Source organism: Chitinophagales bacterium (assembly GCA_016787225.1).
Classification (GTDB): domain Bacteria; phylum Bacteroidota; class Bacteroidia; order Chitinophagales; family JADJOU01; genus CHPMRC01.
The window spans coordinates 1-16,303 of the sequence record JAEUUY010000002.1 but is presented as its reverse complement, the minus strand read 5'-3'; the positions used below and the strand labels follow the sequence as shown (position 1 = coordinate 16,303).

Below are 16,303 nucleotides of genomic sequence, written 5' to 3'. Positions count from 1 at the left end.
ATACAAATTCTAAATCGGGATAAATCATATAGTTCGCAACAAAGTTGCTCCTAATTATTAAATTGGCTTAAATTTGCAGTCCTAAAATCAACTTTATATTTAAACCATGAATACTTTTTCTCATTTATCAGCGGATGACTACTCAAAACTTACTGAAGCACCTTTATATGTCGGTTTGTTAATAGCCGAAGCAGATGGAGAATTAGATCACAAGGAGCTGGAGTGGATAGAAAAAGTAACGCATTTTAGAATTAAAACCTCACATCATACCTTGAGAAAGTACTATTCGGATGCTAATTCTTATATTCAAGAAAATTTAGGCTTAGTTCGAAATTCTTTACCTGCTCAACAGGATCAAAAAATGCAATTTCTTTCTGATAAGCTAGCTGATTTAAAACCTATATTAGCTAAACTAGATGAGGGCTTTAGACATAGGATAATAGATAGCTATCACTCTATGGCACTTAGCGTAGCTGAAATCAGTGGTGGTCTACTCAATTTCTTTTCTACCAATCCTGCAGAGGAAAAATGGCTAGCACTAGAAATGCTTAATGATTAGTTAGGTATTGGAAGTAGCCTTAACAATTGCAAAGGCAAATAAACTATTATAATTTAAGTAATACCGTAGCAAGGTTTTAAAATGGGTTGGACCATTTTAAAACCTCTATTGGAATTATACAGTGAAACCCAAATATCATATAGTTCGCCAAGTTGTGGCTTCTAATGATTAATTGGGTTAATACAAAAAAAAAACAGATGCCAAGTATGACATCTGTTTTTTATTTACACATTTAGCCTAATTAGCTAATACTAAATATATTGAATTATTATCCTTTCGCCTTCTCTACAAGAGCTTTAAAGGCTTCAGGGTTATTTAAGGCCAAGTCAGCCATAGCCTTTCTATTCATTTCTATACCTTTTTCTGTACATAAATGAATAAATTTAGAATAAGACAAATCATACTCTCTCACAGCAGCGTTGATACGAGCTATCCAAAGAGTTCTCATATCTCTTTTCTTTAACTTTCTACCTGTATAGGCATATTCCCAAGCTTTCTCTACTGCATTTTTAGCTACAGTCCATACATTTTTTCTTCTACCAAAAAAGCCTTTGGCATGCTTGAGTACATTCTTTTTTCTTTCTCTAGAAGCTACACTATTTACTGAACGTGGCATACTATATTATTTTATTTCTTTTTAATTATTAGATAGCTAACAATAGCTTTACTCTATTCATATCACTCTCATGTACAAGACCTTTCTTAGTCAATCTTTTCTTTTGAACCTTGGTCTTTTTGGTCAAAATGTGATTCTTAAAGGCTTTATTTCTCTTAATTTTACCGGTACCAGTAACCTTAAATCTCTTTTTGGCACTGGAATTGGTTTTCATCTTTGGCATATAATTTCTATTATAATTCTAAAAAATTGGAGTGCAAATATATAGATTTCAAATTAAAAAGGTGTAAAAAGTTTGTTATTTCTTCTTTGACTTGGGTGCCAAAGTCATAAACATACGTCGACCCTCGGTTTTAGGTTCAGACTCTACAACTCCAAACTCCTCGAGTTTTTCTGCAAATCCCGTCAAAAGATCCTTGGCTCTATCCTGAAAAACTATATCTCGCCCTCTAAACATCACAAAACACTTAACCTTATTACCTTCTTGGAGAAACTTTGCTGCATGCTTAGACTTAAAATCTACATCGTGCTCATCTGTATTCGATGTAAATCTAATTTCTTTAATCGATACCTTTACTGTATTCGCCTTGATTTCCTTCTCTTTTTTCTTGCGCTCGTATAGAAATTTTTTATAATCCACTATTTTACAAATAGGTGCATCAGGATTAGGGCTAATCTCTACGAGATCTAAACCCATTTCCTCCGCCATAGCCAAGGCTTTAGCCGTCGGATATACTCCCTGTTCTACATTATCGCCTACTAGTCTTACTTTGGGATCCGTAATGCGATCATTGATTCTGTGTTCGTCTTCTTTTTTTACAAATCTTGGATTTCTAATAAATGGTTTTTTCTGCAAGTGTTTAATAATTTAATTTGTTATAAAATATGTTCTAAGGAACGAGTTTTTATTTCTTGTTTTAATTTGACGATGACCTCCTCCAGAGGCAACATTCCTTTGTCACCCTGACCATGAATGCGCACGGATACTTTATTTTCATTCATCTCCTTCTCTCCAATAATCATCATGTAGGGCACTTTCATCATTTCAGCATCGCGGATTTTCTTACCTATTTTCTCATTCCTATCATCCGCCTTTGAGCGAATACCTGCCGCTCGCATAGCTTTATTGACCTCGAGGGCATAGGGCATAAATTTATCCGAAATAGGCAAGATAGCTACCTGCTGAGGCGCTAACCAGGTTGGGAAGTTTCCAGCGAAATGCTCAATCAAAAATCCTATATAACGCTCATGTGTGCCAAGTGGCGCTCGGTGTATGATGAGAGGTCTCTCCTCTTCGTTATTTGAGTTTTTAAAGTTTAGATTAAACTTCTCCGCCGAGCTAAAATCTACTTGATTGGTAGCCATAGTAAACCAGCGACCTATCGCAGACTTCATTTCGACATCGATTTTAGGGCCATAGAATGCCGCTTCGTCAGCCACTTCTTCAAATGGAACACCTAACTCCATAAGTACCTTGCGAACCATAGCCTCAGTCTCGAGCCACAACTCAGGATTATTGACATATTTCTGACCCAGTTTGGAAGGTTCATGCAGTGATAGTCGCATTTTATAATCTGTCACCCCGAATAGTTCGAAGTTTTTCTGATACAAGCGATTGACTTTGGCGAATTCATCATAGAACTGCTCCTTGGTGCAGTAGATGTGGGCATCATTCATATGCAGCACTCTAGATCGCATAATTCCAAATAATGACCCACTATCTTCGTAGCGATAACAAGTGCCATATTCCGCGATTCTGTATGGTAAATCTTTATATGACTTCTGCTCTGCATCGAACACCTTGTGGTGATGAGGACAGTTCATAGCTCGTAGATAATATTTTGTACCATCCATTTCCATAGGAGGATACATACTATCAGCATAATAAGGTAAATGTCCGCTGGTGAGATACAACTCTTCCTTGGCTATGTGAGGCGTTACTACCCTATGGTAACCATCCGCATCTTCATCTTCCTTGGCTAGTCGCTCCATTTCTTCTATCATGATACCACCATTAGGCAGCCACAGCGGTAAACCCTGACCTACCACATCATCAAAGGTAAACAAGCTCAATTCTTTACCAAGCTTCCTATGGTCGCGCTTTTTAGCTTCCTCTAGCATAGTGAGGTAGGCATCCAATTCAGACTGCTTCGGGAAGGTAATTCCATAGAGACGAGTCATCATGGGGTTTTTCTCATTCCCACGCCAGTAGGCTCCAGCTATATTGAGTAGCTTGATACTTTTGATATATCCAGTATGCGGTATATGAGGCCCTCGACAAAGGTCGGTGAAGTTACCTTGCTTATAAAAGGTGATTTCTCCATCATTCAAATCTTGCAGCAACTCCAACTTGTAAGGATCAGCTTTATCCGTAAAATAGGAGATAGCATCCGATTTAGAAACCTCAGAACGCTCATATACACTATTTTTAGCAGCCAATTCTGCCATTTTTTTCTCAATAGCGACCAAATCATCACTAGTAATCGTTCTCCCCTCTCCTAGGTCTATATCATAATAAAAGCCATATTCTACAGGTGGGCCTATTCCTAGCTTCACATTAGGATATAAGGCCTCTAATGCTTCTGCCATCAAGTGCGCCGAACTATGCCAGTAGGTTTCCTTACCAGTAGCATCATCCCATGTATAAAGTTTTAAAGCACAGTCACCCGTGAGGGTTCTCGTCAAATCCCAAGACTTTCCATCTACTTCGGCCACCAATACCTTCTTGGCTAGCCCCATACTGATACTCTCTGCTATCTGCATAGGAGATATACCAGCTTCATACTCACGAATATTTCCATCAGGAAATCTAATCTTAATCATTTGAATAGTGTGCTTTATCTAATTTTTTAAAATAAAGCTACAAATATAATAAAATGCATGAAAATCACTTTCTATTTGATTTTAGCTCAATCTCAGATGCAAAATATGTTTAAAGTGGTAAATGCCCTAGCTTTATTTATTTAATGCAAGGAGCCACATACGACATTAGATTAATTCTAATAAGCTTACAGTATTAGATTGTCATACATTATAATGAATATCTGAAACTGAGAAAGTCAATTAAGATTTTTAGTCAGGTTTAAACACTTGACGGGGCTAGGAAATCCATACACAATTCAATAAAAGCGATATTCTCAATCAAACGCATATCACTTGTTGCGGAAAAAAATCTATTTCCCTCCTTTTATAGGTATTGAAACAGATGTTTGTTTACCTCTTACCTCAACCTTCTGTGTACATGTATTTTGATTTCCTGAAGTATCGGTCACTGTCCAAGTAACATTCGTGATACCTGCTGGATAGGAGGTAGAGCCATTCTTGACTACAGAAGCTACTGCGCAGTTATCTGAAACAACAGGATTACCTAGAGAGATAGACATACTCGAAGCATTCAAAGGACTCATGGTTCTTACAATATTAGGTGGACAGGTAATTGTAGGTTTTATGGTATCGATAGAACTCGTTACGACATATGTCGCCTGACCATTACATCCATTCACATCGATTACTTGTACGGTATAGTTTCCGGCATTTAATCCTGTGAAATTTCCAACAGGTTGACCGGCGCCTCCGTTGAGTTTATAGGTAAAGGGAGGTGTTCCACCCACCGCCGTAACTGATATGGCGCCATTTTTTAGTTTACAGGTTGCATGAGTGACGGTGCCAATCTGCTGCAACTGATCTGCCCTGCCTATAGCTAGCGTATTCTGACCTATACAACCACGAGAATCAATGACGGTCACGGAATAGTTGCCCGGCGCCAAACCAGTAATCTGCTGAGTATAGGCTGTAAAATTTCCTGGTCCAGTCCATAAATAATTAAATGGTGACAGACCCGCAGGACTTAACGTAGCTGTGGCTGTACCACTATTTAGCCCGCAAGTAGCGGGAGTAGTCATAAAACTAACCCCTGTCTTAGGACAGTTTCCAGATACAGTAATATTAAAGGACATAGCACTCGAAGCAGCTACTGGACATTGATTATCTAATGCGTTAATGGTCACCGTATAGGTCTGCCCTTGATTCGCTGCTGCAGGGGTAAAGCAAAAAGTACCAGCCGATGTGCCCGCTGTTGAACTATTGATAACAAAGGTCGCACCTTGGGACATCAAACCCGAAACGGCAGTCAATGCAATATTATTGTTATCAACATCTGTAGCTACAATAGGAATACACAAACTACTGCCTAATGTGGCTATCTGCGATGATACCGGATTGATAACAGGAGGGTTATTGTTACAATTTGTTATCCATATTTGCATTTCATGAACCATCGAGCCTATTTGAATACCCCCTCGGAATTCTTCGACCAATACAGACCAAACCGCCACTTGCTGTTGACTAGGAGTAAATCGAATCTCTCCTGTGGTAGGATTGATGGTAATCGGAGAAGAAGATATAAGTGGATTGGAAACACTGAGACCTGAAGAAAATGGAATTGGGTTGGTGGCAGATGATTTTGGATTGACAAAGCTATATTTCAGCTGATCTCCATCTTTATCATAGGCATTGGGTGAAATGACTGCAGGTTTATTATTGCAAAAATATGCTACTGCACGATTTAGTATTTTAGGAGAATTATTTTTTAAAGTCAGATTAGGGTTTAAGGTCGTACTAATATACAACTGATGCGATGAAGGATTTTGCAAATTGGTAATCGCTGAGTTTCGACAACAGGCACCTGTTAATGCTAGAGTATAGAAACCATTATTAGCCAGAGGAGGCAAGGAGCGGGTCGCCTCGAATATATGCTCTTCACTTCCAAACTGACCACTAGCTGAAGAGCACTTAGAGACCTGACCAGGACAAAGCTGGGTCACATCGGTTGTAGATACTCTATTCAATATAAGATAACTAGTCGAAGCTCCAGGACTAGAAACTTCTATAGATTGGGAAGTACCTAATGGAATCCCACCACAGTCTCTAATAATTTTTAGTCGAATTTTATAATCATTTCCCGAGATATGTTCGTAGCTGATTTCTCCGCCCATGAAATGACTCGCTTCCATATACTGCACAGAGATTAATGACATAAATAGTAGTAAGGATTTAAAATGTTTTAAATACATAATTTAAAGTTTTTCTAGGGTAAATATAAAGGTTTTAAGTTTTGGTAATAAAGCTATTTCTTTATTGAAGGTTATATTCAATGAACTGTGTAGACTGATTTTTAGTTAGGGTTATAAAATCAATTTTCTTCTTTTTCTATACTCATTTTATTAAATAATTATGTATTTTTACTCTAAAAACCGCCAATTCATTCTCAAGTAAAATGCACTAGGTGTCATTGGGTGATTTTGGACATAACTGATTCCCGTTTTAAGATAAGTGCTTAGGAAATTATCAAAAATCAAGGACAAATGAACCTTTGAAATTTTAAAGGTGGCAAACAAATCTAGTTTTGGATAAATATCAGCCAATGGAAGGGTTTCTGTCCATATAGGCTGCATGAAAAAACTACTGTAGCGAGCCATAGCATAGTTGAAATTCAAACTCAACTCTGCACCTACCAACACATTATTTTTTTCACTAAAAAGTCTATTTTTAAAAGCCAACATCTGTCTAATCATACCTCGCTGAAAAATTGAGTTTTGGTATAAAATCTCTGTTGGGAAATAAAGCCATTTATAACCCCAATCTTGTTTGACATAAATCTGAAAAAAGTTGTTTGATATCTGCCAAGGACGCATCATAGTATCAAAATTCATAAAATCTTCTATCATAAAATATTGGACTTTACCGGAAAGTCTTAGTTTTTCTATATGAAATCCAAATCCCGTTTCTAGTGTCTTTTGCGTATTCAGGTCATAGAATCGATCTATACCTGTCGTAAATTGCAAACTGGAGAGAAAACTTGGCTTTTGTTGGCTATAATTTGTCCATGCCTGAAGATGAGTTCCATTTAAAAAAGCTTTTAGTTCACCATGGAGAAAGAAATCGTTTTCGGTATACCCTAGAAATGACTTATAACCCTTCCCTATTACCTTGAGATTAGATCTCCATTGATATTGAGCATCTATACCCAAGCCAAGATTTAAAAAATCATACGAACGCAAGTACTGCCCAAACTGCGTTCCGACTTCAATTCGATTGTCAGAAAAAATATTATATCCTGTTATCTTTAAGTTTTGATTTACATAAGTTAGTCTGAAATCACTCTGTAATCCGGAGTGCAAATAAACACTATTCAGTTGATTCAGCGTCGGAGAAGCTAACACGCCATATTCTGCCCTCGTCTTTGAATCGACAGTATCGGCATACAACTGTCGATCAGAAAAACGCTGCAATTGATGATCTATAAATAAACTTGAACGTTTCGGTACGAAAAGTAAGCTATCGTTAAATGAAGGTAATCCTAAAATTAGGTAACGATTTCGAAATGACAGTTGATAATTTTTAATTTGATTTTTGGCAATAGCTAAGGTAGGACTCACCGCTAACCATTGACCTGGAGCTATACCACTTGTATAAACATTGGGTACATATCCGCCACTTTCTTTTACATTGAGGTCGTTTAATACAAACTCAATATTCGTACGCAATCTCTTTAAATCATATACTAAATAGGTATAGATATTATTGTGTGTAGTTTCCTGATTTAAAAAATAACCTTTATTGTTCGTTCTCCTAATACCAATACCTAGATTGATTTTTTTGCTGATATTCTGACTTAAAAATCCATTAAATTCTTCGTTACCATTTCCGAAAAAGGTAAAATCTAACTCACTTAAAGGCTTATTCAAGGCATAATAAGGAATGTTTTGAGGTGTAAAAAAATAGGCATCATTCCATTGTCTACCTAGCTTTATATTCGTATAGAAATTATTTTCTATCAGTATAGGTACTAAACTAGAGCCTAGTGTGCCAGTAAGACCAGAAAAGTTATTTTGCATACCTACATTATGAATTCTATGATTATAATATAATCTATTCAATGTTGGTATGGGAGTATCTAGGTCAGTTTGATAATAAATTTTAGAAATAAATGGAACGATTTCTGTGGAATCTTTTTTAACAAACGACTGAGAATTGACGAATGTTGGAATAACTAAAATGAAGCTGCAAAATACTATTCTTAAATAGAAATTGAGCAAAGAACTAGTTTTCAAAAAAATCAATTTGAAATTCAAAATTTCTCAATAATATAGGTCACTATATCAGTCACTTTAGGCTCAGCCTCGGCAGATTTTTCAAGTACTTCTTGATGACTAATCACTTTTAACTTATCGATAGGATAGCCACAGTCTGCAATGATAGAAATACCAAAAACCTTCATAGACATATGATTGGCTACAATAACCTCGGGAACGGTACTCATACCTACCGCGTCGCCTCCCAATCGATGAAATGCCTGATACTCCGATGGAGTTTCAAACGTGGGACCTTGAACTCCTACATAAACCCCTAATTCGCAACGATAATTCTTAGACTTTGCATACTGTAAGGCAGATTGAAAGTAAGGTGGATAGTAGGCATGCATCATATCTGGAAAGCGCGGACCGAATCGATCATCATTCTTTCCTCTTAAGGGATGCTCGGGTTGTAAATTAATATGATCTCGAATGATAACAATATCCCCTACTTCTTGATTTTCATTCAAGCCACCAGCAGCATTGGTTACTATTAGATTATTTATACCTAGTAATTTAAACACGCGAATCGGAAAACTAACCTGCTCCATATTGTAACCCTCGTAATAATGAAATCTACCACTCTGACACATGACAGTTTTTCCCTTGACTTTACCTATAATCAATTTTCCTTTATGACCCTGAACAGTAGATTCTGGGAAATATGGTAAATCTTTATAATCAAAACTATGTAAAACTTCGATTTCACGTTCAAAGTTAGAAAGACCAGAACCTAAAACTACTGCAAAATCAATTACCTCAGAAAAAGTATTGCGTATTTTCTGCGCACATTCTAGTGCTTTGTCGTACGTATTCAACATAAATTTACGCTACAAGATTAGTTTCAGATGCTATAGAATGCAAAAGTGCCAAGGCTGCCTCTTTTCCTTTATTTCCTTCAACCCCGCCAGATCTCTCTAAAGCCTGTTGTTTAGAGTTTACGGTAAGCAATCCCAGACTAATAGGAGTAAAAGATTCTATAGTTAACTTAGCGATACTATCCGTCACAGCCTGATTTATAAATTTATCATGATCTGTATCTCCTTTTATAACACAACCTAGGGTTATGAGACCATCAATCATCAACTCATCATCATAAATCAAATCTGAAGAAGCGTAAATTAGTTCGAAAGCACCAGCGGTCGTTTTATGATAGATTTCTCCTACCTTGTAATACCTTAAGACATCTAGTGCACCCTGATAAAGAATATCTGTAATGTCATTATGATATTTACTCTGAACAATAGCTATAGCACATTCTGAGAAATCATAATCTGACAGTTCGGAATGAATATCATAACTAGATTTCATTATACTATTTATCTGAATGAATTATATCGCTTCTAATTTTGCAATCAGTAACTGTGTAAACTGAGTCTCCTCCGCACCTGGAAATTCCTGTTCCAAATACTTGTACATCTCCAAGGCCTTTTCATTATCCTTTACTAATTCAAAAGCTTTACCAGCTTTCAATATAAGTCGAGGAGCTAGTGCAGTATTTTTTGTAGCTTTCGCTGCCTTTTCATAATAGACTACCGCTTCTTTCATATTGTTTTTTTCGGAATAGGCATCGCCAAGCGCACCATAAGCTACAGCTTGTACTTCTTCTACATCTGTAGAATAACCTTTTAAATCATCGATAGCCTTATCATATTTTCCTAGGTTTAAGTTGCATAATCCAGCATACAACCCAGCCAAATTCGCAGCTTTTGTAAAACTAAAATTATCTTTTACATAATTAAACCCTTTGTATTTACTATCTCCATTGAGCGCTAAATCAAAATTTTTCTTTTCAAAATTGATTTGAGCCATAAACATGGCATCCTGAGCCTCCGCTTCCCGCTCAGGTAATAAAATTTGGCTTAAATAGTAACCTCCTGCAATTAGTACTACGATAAGACCAAGTGCTATGGTTAAAGGTTTTTGCTTTGATTTTAATGTTTTGAATAATTCGTCAAAATTAATGTTGTCCATGTTGAAATGTAAATAGTTTATTGAGTGTTTATTTAAGTTAATTGTTTTTAGTCACAGTTTTTAGTCATAGTTTTTGGTTAGTAGTCAGTTTAAAGTTGAAAGAAAACTAAAAAGCCTTTTATTTGTGAAATTCAATACTTTGTATTTAATGAAAACCCTTTATTCGTGATACTGTCAATTTCAAATGTCTAATTTCTTATCTCTAACTTCTAATTTTTCATAAAAGGATAATCTTCTTGCACATAAATATCTTTATACAACTCGTCATCATTAGGAAGTGGGCTATTTTCAGAGAAATCTACACTCTCTTGTACTATTCTATTGACTTTTTCCTCTATCTCATCAGCCCATGCTTGTGTAGCATATTTGTTCTTTAATATAGTCTCCAAGGTGGTCGTAATAGGATCTATCGCCTGATACTTGGCCACTTCTTCTTTTGTTCTATATTTTTGAGGATCACTCATGGAGTGACCTTTGTATCGATAGGTCATGATATTGAGGTAGGTAGGACCTTCTCCTTTTCTAGCTCGCTCAGATGCCTCTAGCAAGGCATTGTGAACAGTTTCAGGTTTCATGCCATCTACATTAAAAGACGGCATTTCATAAGCTTGGCCTAATTTGGACATATCCTGCACATTGGATGTTCTCGCTACCGATGTACCCATAGCATAGCCATTATTCTCACAAATAAAAATAACTGGTAGCTTCCAGGTCATAGCCATATTGAAGGTCTCATGCAACATACCTTGACGGGCTGCTCCATCTCCAAACATGGTCACTGTCACACGGTCATTGCCATTATACTGATCAGCAAAAGCTATTCCTGCGCCTAATCCTATCTGTCCTCCGACAATACCATGTCCTCCGAAAAATCTATGTTCCTTGGAAAAATAATGCATAGACCCACCTTTACCTTTGGTGCTTCCAGTAGCCTTGCCATAAAGTTCAGCCATAGCAGCATTCGGAGAAATACCTTTCATGATAGCTAAGGCATGGTCTCGATATGCCGTAATGAGATTATCGTCTTTCCGCATAGCAGAGTGAATGCCAGCAGCCAAGGCCTCTTGTCCGATATAGAGATGACAAAAACCTCTAATCTTTTGAAGACCATACATTTGACCTGCTTTTTCCTCAAATCTTCGAAGGAGTAGCATCAATTCATACCACTCTAAATATGTTTCTTTTGTTATGTTTGCCTTCGCTATCGCTTTTGCCATATATTAAAAAATCGAAGGGCAAATCTACAATTTTTAGTCTTTATAAGCTCATTTTTTTGTGTTTCTTAGTCATTTAGAATTAGTTCATTATAAAAATCACGAACATCAAGTCTTTGACTTTGAATCCAGATTCAATGTATTTATAGGAAAAAATGGCATAGGCAAAACCAATATCTTAGATGCTATCTACTATTTAGCTAATTTTAGAAGCCATATCACTTCTTTGGATAGTCAAAACATTCTCCATGGTCATGAATTTTTTCGTCTGAAAGGACAATTTAGCCCAGACCATGAAGTAGTAGTAAAGTTTGCACCAAAAAATAAGACGATAGAAATCAATGGGGTTAGAGTACAGAAATATTCAGAAGTTTTTGGTCATATACCACTCGTATTAGCTAGTCCTGCTGATATTTTCTTACTTCACGATGGGAGTGAAGAGCGAAGAAAGTTTCTAGACTATACCATTTCGAGTTTTAATAAACAATACTTACATAACCTCAATCAATATCATCAATATCTAAACCAGCGCAATGCTCTGCTCAAACAGAGTGAAACTCCCGATACTGAACTAATCCTATATTATAATCAACATCTCGTAAAGTATGGAAATGCCATTTTTCAAGAGCGACAAAAAGCTATTGCAGAATTGAAGAATGATATACTCCAGTGGTATGAAGCTATAGCCAAACATAATGATCAGCTGGAGATAAGGTATCATAGCCAATTACAGGACGCCGATTTAAAACAGTTATTAGAGCATTCGCTCACAAAAGACATCCTTCTAAAAAGAACGACTAAGGGTATCCATAGAGACGACCTCCAGCTCAATATGCGAGGACAAGACCTCAAAAGACTAGCCAGTCAAGGTCAGCAAAAAAGTCTGCTCTATGCTTTGCGATTAGCACAGGCTGCATTTATAAATAGAAAGCTACAAAAAAAGGTTATCTTTCTCCTCGACGACTTCTCTGATAAACTGGATACACATCGCCAAAACCACCTGATTAATATTATGCTGCATATCGATTTTGTAGAGCAATGGTTTATATCGGATACAGATAGTCTAGGAGATAAAATAAAAGAAGGCATAGAAATATTTCAGCTATCTTAGTACTTCTAAGAACAATATCAACCGCTCAACTTTCCAAAATACTCCCTCAACATTAAATTTTGTTAGCTTCTATCCTCCTTATTGTCAACTCACTCTGGAACTTCGACTCTAGCCAATGGAATATTAAAAACTATACCATTAAAGATGGGTTAAATAGTAATCGAGTATATGATTTTGTACGAGACCACAGAGGACGCTATTGGCTAGGATCAAATGCTGGTATTGCTTATTTTGATGGATATCAATTCCGATATTTAGGTTCTGAAAATGGTCTAAAACAAATAGATATATTAGACCTGTATTACGCCAACAAACACTTATATTCTGTAACGGTAAAAAAAATTGAAGCAATTGATGTGCATGTAATAGGACCTAGTTTTAAAACTAAGGAATATGATTACCATATTATGGATAGGCTAGGTTGTGAATGTACAGATAACTCATTCAATTATTATTTGAGAAATAGAGTTTTCGTTTTTCATGGATTAGATTTAAAGATTTTCAAATTAGATTTACCATATTATCACACAAATAGTCATACATTCCGCAGTTTAAGAATAGATTGTCAAAATCAATTTCATTCAAAATACATCGATTCTATTCAATGGCTTTTAAAAGAAAATTTCTATTTAACAGGAAATAAACTTCTTAAACTAGATCAAAGCAATCAACTCAAAATTTATTACGACTTTAAGAGGTATTTAAATTACAACAACTTCTTACTTATTGATTCCAACTTTTTTTATTTTGATGAATTGGCTAAAACAAATCAGAGCTTATATAATTTAAATCAAGGCAGAATTCAAACTTTCACAAAAATCGATAAAGTACTAGCCTTTGATTTATATCAAAATAATGGTTTCTTCCTAACCACCTACAAAAACGGCATCTATCTCTACACCCTAAAGCAACACAAAAAAAAGAAATATTCTCTGTTTGACTATACTAGTTTCTATAATCAAGAGCATTATCTCAATGAATTCAGGTCTTATGAAATTGATAAAAATGTCAAAAAACAAGGACAACTGTATGAATTTTATTATAAAAATCAGTGGACAGCATACCCCATGGGAATCAAAAGCTACATCAAACTGAATGATAATGAATTTTGGATAGGAAGGCGAGAAGGTACTGTACGCTATATTATTGGAGATAACCACACAACAAAACTGCCTACATTTATAGACAGCAGTTGGGTCTTGCGATTAAAGAAGTTTGGGAACAAGCTTTTTATTCTCAACTACGATAATTTTAAAATTCTAGAGGGGAAAACAAAAAGACTATTAAAACTAAAATACAAGAATGGTTATGTACTGGTGAATGATATTGACTATTATCAAAATCAATATATTCTAGGCACTAATGACCAAGGGGTTTTTATCTCTGATACAGGGTTTAAAAAATTTAAACATATTTCCGTAGAGGATGGATTACAGAGCAAATTGGTCAAAAGAATTAAAACAGATAAGGATGGTCATATCTGGGTGCTCAATGACAAAGGACTCGATAGAATCAATAAAGACCTCACTGTCACTAAAGTTTTCTCTATAGCTGAAATCGATGACTATGATGTAGAAAATTTCTCTGTCACTAGAGACTCTTTGTGGCTGTTTACTGATAATTATGTATATAGTGCCAACTATAAGGTTCGATTTCAGAAGAAAAAAATTCCTATTGTATTCAATACCCTAACAGTAGATAATAACAAAACCTATTATGAAGCAGATACTAATATATGTATAGGACCTCGCTGGGAAATAATCAAAATAAACTTCGCGGGTATTTTTATTCATGAACAAGAGCACATAACATATAAATATAGATTAGTCAAAAATGAGGATACCGGTAGCTGGCAAACTACGAAAATCAATGAACTGACCCTAGCTGCGCTGAAAGCTGGCGATTATCAACTGCAGGTGAAAGCTTATCATGATATTTATCCCAATATTCACTCTGAAATTTTGACTATCTCTTGGACGATTCTGCCCTACTTCTATCAAACGTGGTGGTTTTTTACTTTATTATTTCTAGGTTTATTGGCTATCATCATAGGTATCCTCTGGTATAAAAATCAAATCAAGCTACGTGAACTCAAACTAGAGTCGGAGCTAAATAAATACAAACTACATGGGCTGCAAAACCAGATGAATCCTCATTTTATTTTTAATTCCATGAGTACGATTCAGAATATGATACTTAATGATGACAATAAGGAAGCGCTTGACTTTATATCAGATTTTAGCAGTCTCATGCGCACGATGCTTCAAAACTCGCGCAATGATGAAATTTCTCTTGTGAATGAACTTGACTTTCTTAATAAATATATCCAATTAGAAAAAATACGTTACAAAGATAATTTCGATTATAAAATTAATTCTAAGATAGATGAGTTTGACTTAGAAGATATTTATATTCCGACAATGATGGTTCAGCCACTGCTAGAGAATGCCGTCAAACATGGGGTATCTAACCTTAAAGATAAAAGTGGACGCATAGTACTTGAGCTAAGTTTTGAAGATGAGAATGAACATCTTCTCTGTATTCATATAATAGATAATGGTTTCGGCAATACCAGGTCACAGATAAAAAATCACACTTCTACTGCATTACAAGTGATTCAAGAAAGGTTATCTATTTATTCTAAAAATAATATATTTGGGTCATTGAACATAAACTATACTGAGAAAGGCACGACTTGCATATTGAAAATCCCTGTTTAGATTTTTAAAAAAATATGATAAAGGCTATATTAGTAGATGATGAAGAAAGGAGCATAGAAAATCTATCCAAACTGCTCTCTTCCTATTGCAAAGAAATTGAGATAGTAGCCAAAGCTTGTTCTGTAAAAGATGCTTATGCTAAAATACAAGAGCATAGACCAGACCTTGTCTTTCTCGATATAGACATGCCACCATATACTGGCTTTGATTTATTGAAAAAATATGATGAGTTACCCTTTGATGTCATATTCGTAACGGCTTATGATTATTATGCTATTGATGCTATTAAATTCTCTGCCTTATACTATATCATGAAACCAATTAAGGTAGAAGAACTTAAAGATGCTGTAGCGAAAGCCATAAAACTCAATCTCAAAAAGAATCGAGTGCAAACAGAATTTATCAAACAACTCGATACTCAAAAGGATAAGCTTAAACGAATAGTAATTAATACGATAAAAGAATCTGAACTCATAGAGCTAGAAAATATACTTTATATAGAGGCTGACAATGTTTACTCAACCATCCATCTCTCCAACTCTAAAAAAGTAATCTGTAGCCAGAGAAGCATTAAAGATTATGAAGAAATGCTCTTAGACAAGGGATTCTTTCGATGCCACAAATCCTTTCTAGTTAATATCAAACAGATCGCTAGTCTTGATAGACATGAAGGCAGTGACATCGTCCTAAAAGATAAATCGCATATTCCACTTGCCAGGAGAAGAAAGGAGGAGTTAATGAGTCTGATAGGTGGATAGTTTCTTAGCATTTAGTTGTTAGCTACTAGTTAAACCCAACTAAATCATATAGTTCGTCACATTGTTGCTTCTTATGATTAATTCTATCTAACTACCCCTCAATTAGCTAGTATACAGTCTTTTGCAATTTTATATTTCTCAATTGTTTTATTGATATAATGTATTTTATTTTTTTTAATTATTTCCTGATACTCATTTGAGTCTATAGGAACATAACT

The 16,303-nt window shown here is 35.5% G+C and carries 14 protein-coding genes; 4 read left to right on the top strand and 10 right to left on the bottom strand.

Translation table 11 applies throughout. The features are described 5' to 3' along the window. The first annotated feature begins 106 nt into the window (after positions 1-106). Positions 107-559: a hypothetical protein gene (locus tag JNL75_00340; protein ID MBL7788261.1), complete on the top strand. Its 453-nt coding sequence runs from the start codon at positions 107-109 to the stop codon at positions 557-559. Between the two features lie 268 nt (positions 560-827). On the opposite strand, the gene rplT is transcribed toward JNL75_00340, so the two are convergent. The 10 genes from rplT to pdhA form a co-directional block, all read right to left on the bottom strand. Next, on the bottom strand, positions 828-1,175 hold the full coding sequence (gene rplT / locus JNL75_00335) for a 50S ribosomal protein L20 (GenBank protein ID MBL7788260.1): 348 nt from the start codon (positions 1,173-1,175) through the stop codon (positions 828-830). 28 nt (positions 1,176-1,203) lie between these two features. Continuing rightward, positions 1,204-1,398, bottom strand: coding sequence for a 50S ribosomal protein L35 (gene rpmI / locus JNL75_00330; protein MBL7788259.1), 195 nt, complete (start codon positions 1,396-1,398; stop codon positions 1,204-1,206). A gap of 75 nt (positions 1,399-1,473) precedes the next feature. Further along, positions 1,474-2,040, bottom strand: coding sequence for a translation initiation factor IF-3 (locus JNL75_00325; GenBank protein ID MBL7788258.1), 567 nt, complete (start codon positions 2,038-2,040; stop codon positions 1,474-1,476). 11 nt (positions 2,041-2,051) lie between these two features. Further along, the gene (gene thrS / locus JNL75_00320) at positions 2,052-3,998 is read right to left on the bottom strand and encodes a threonine--tRNA ligase (GenBank protein MBL7788257.1); all 1,947 of its coding nucleotides are present in this window, start codon (positions 3,996-3,998) and stop codon (positions 2,052-2,054) included. 350 nt (positions 3,999-4,348) lie between these two features. Continuing rightward, positions 4,349-6,211: an HYR domain-containing protein gene (locus tag JNL75_00315; protein MBL7788256.1), complete on the bottom strand. Its 1,863-nt coding sequence runs from the start codon at positions 6,209-6,211 to the stop codon at positions 4,349-4,351. 204 nt (positions 6,212-6,415) lie between these two features. Then, positions 6,416-8,287 (bottom strand): hypothetical protein, encoded by a 1,872-nt coding sequence (locus JNL75_00310; GenBank protein ID MBL7788255.1) that lies wholly within the window; start codon positions 8,285-8,287, stop codon positions 6,416-6,418. A gap of 17 nt (positions 8,288-8,304) precedes the next feature. Further along, a complete protein-coding gene (locus JNL75_00305; GenBank protein ID MBL7788254.1) occupies positions 8,305-9,129 on the bottom strand; it encodes a purine-nucleoside phosphorylase in 825 nt (274 codons plus the stop codon). Between the two features lie 4 nt (positions 9,130-9,133). Next, positions 9,134-9,619, bottom strand: coding sequence for a 6,7-dimethyl-8-ribityllumazine synthase (ribH, locus tag JNL75_00300; protein MBL7788253.1), 486 nt, complete (start codon positions 9,617-9,619; stop codon positions 9,134-9,136). Positions 9,620-9,640: 21 nt separating this feature from the next. Then, a complete protein-coding gene (locus tag JNL75_00295) occupies positions 9,641-10,282 on the bottom strand; it encodes a tetratricopeptide repeat protein (protein MBL7788252.1) in 642 nt (213 codons plus the stop codon). 209 nt (positions 10,283-10,491) lie between these two features. Beyond that, positions 10,492-11,499: a pyruvate dehydrogenase (acetyl-transferring) E1 component subunit alpha gene (pdhA, locus tag JNL75_00290; protein MBL7788251.1), complete on the bottom strand. Its 1,008-nt coding sequence runs from the start codon at positions 11,497-11,499 to the stop codon at positions 10,492-10,494. A gap of 58 nt (positions 11,500-11,557) precedes the next feature. Here pdhA and recF point away from each other — a divergent pair, with 58 nt between their 5' ends. Genes recF through JNL75_00275 form a run of 3 tightly spaced genes read left to right on the top strand, consistent with a single transcriptional unit; the run spans position 11,558 to position 16,085 of the window. Beyond that, complete coding sequence (recF, locus tag JNL75_00285; protein MBL7788250.1) at positions 11,558-12,607, top strand: DNA replication and repair protein RecF; 1,050 nt, start codon at positions 11,558-11,560, stop codon at positions 12,605-12,607. A 59-nt stretch (positions 12,608-12,666) separates the two neighbouring features. After that, complete coding sequence (locus tag JNL75_00280) at positions 12,667-15,327, top strand: histidine kinase (protein MBL7788249.1); 2,661 nt, start codon at positions 12,667-12,669, stop codon at positions 15,325-15,327. Between the two features lie 14 nt (positions 15,328-15,341). Further along, a complete protein-coding gene (locus tag JNL75_00275; GenBank protein MBL7788248.1) occupies positions 15,342-16,085 on the top strand; it encodes a response regulator transcription factor in 744 nt (247 codons plus the stop codon). Positions 16,086-16,303: the final 218 nt, after the last annotated feature.

Bases quoted from the DNA above. Each gene is read 5' to 3' on its own strand.
- rplT (MBL7788260.1), bottom strand. From the start codon at position 1,175: ATGCCACGTTCAGTAAATAGTGTAGCTTCTAGAGAAAGAAAAAAGAAT.
- pdhA (MBL7788251.1), bottom strand. From the start codon at position 11,499: ATGGCAAAAGCGATAGCGAAGGCAAACATAACAAAAGAAACATATTTA.
- JNL75_00275 (MBL7788248.1), top strand. From the start codon at position 15,342: ATGATAAAGGCTATATTAGTAGATGATGAAGAAAGGAGCATAGAAAAT.
- JNL75_00305 (MBL7788254.1), bottom strand. From the start codon at position 9,129: ATGTTGAATACGTACGACAAAGCACTAGAATGTGCGCAGAAAATACGC.
- JNL75_00295 (MBL7788252.1), bottom strand. From the start codon at position 10,282: ATGGACAACATTAATTTTGACGAATTATTCAAAACATTAAAATCAAAG.
- thrS (MBL7788257.1), bottom strand. From the start codon at position 3,998: ATGATTAAGATTAGATTTCCTGATGGAAATATTCGTGAGTATGAAGCT.
- rpmI (MBL7788259.1), bottom strand. From the start codon at position 1,398: ATGCCAAAGATGAAAACCAATTCCAGTGCCAAAAAGAGATTTAAGGTT.
- JNL75_00340 (MBL7788261.1), top strand. From the start codon at position 107: ATGAATACTTTTTCTCATTTATCAGCGGATGACTACTCAAAACTTACT.
- ribH (MBL7788253.1), bottom strand. From the start codon at position 9,619: ATGAAATCTAGTTATGATATTCATTCCGAACTGTCAGATTATGATTTC.
- JNL75_00315 (MBL7788256.1), bottom strand. From the start codon at position 6,211: ATGTCATTAATCTCTGTGCAGTATATGGAAGCGAGTCATTTCATGGGC.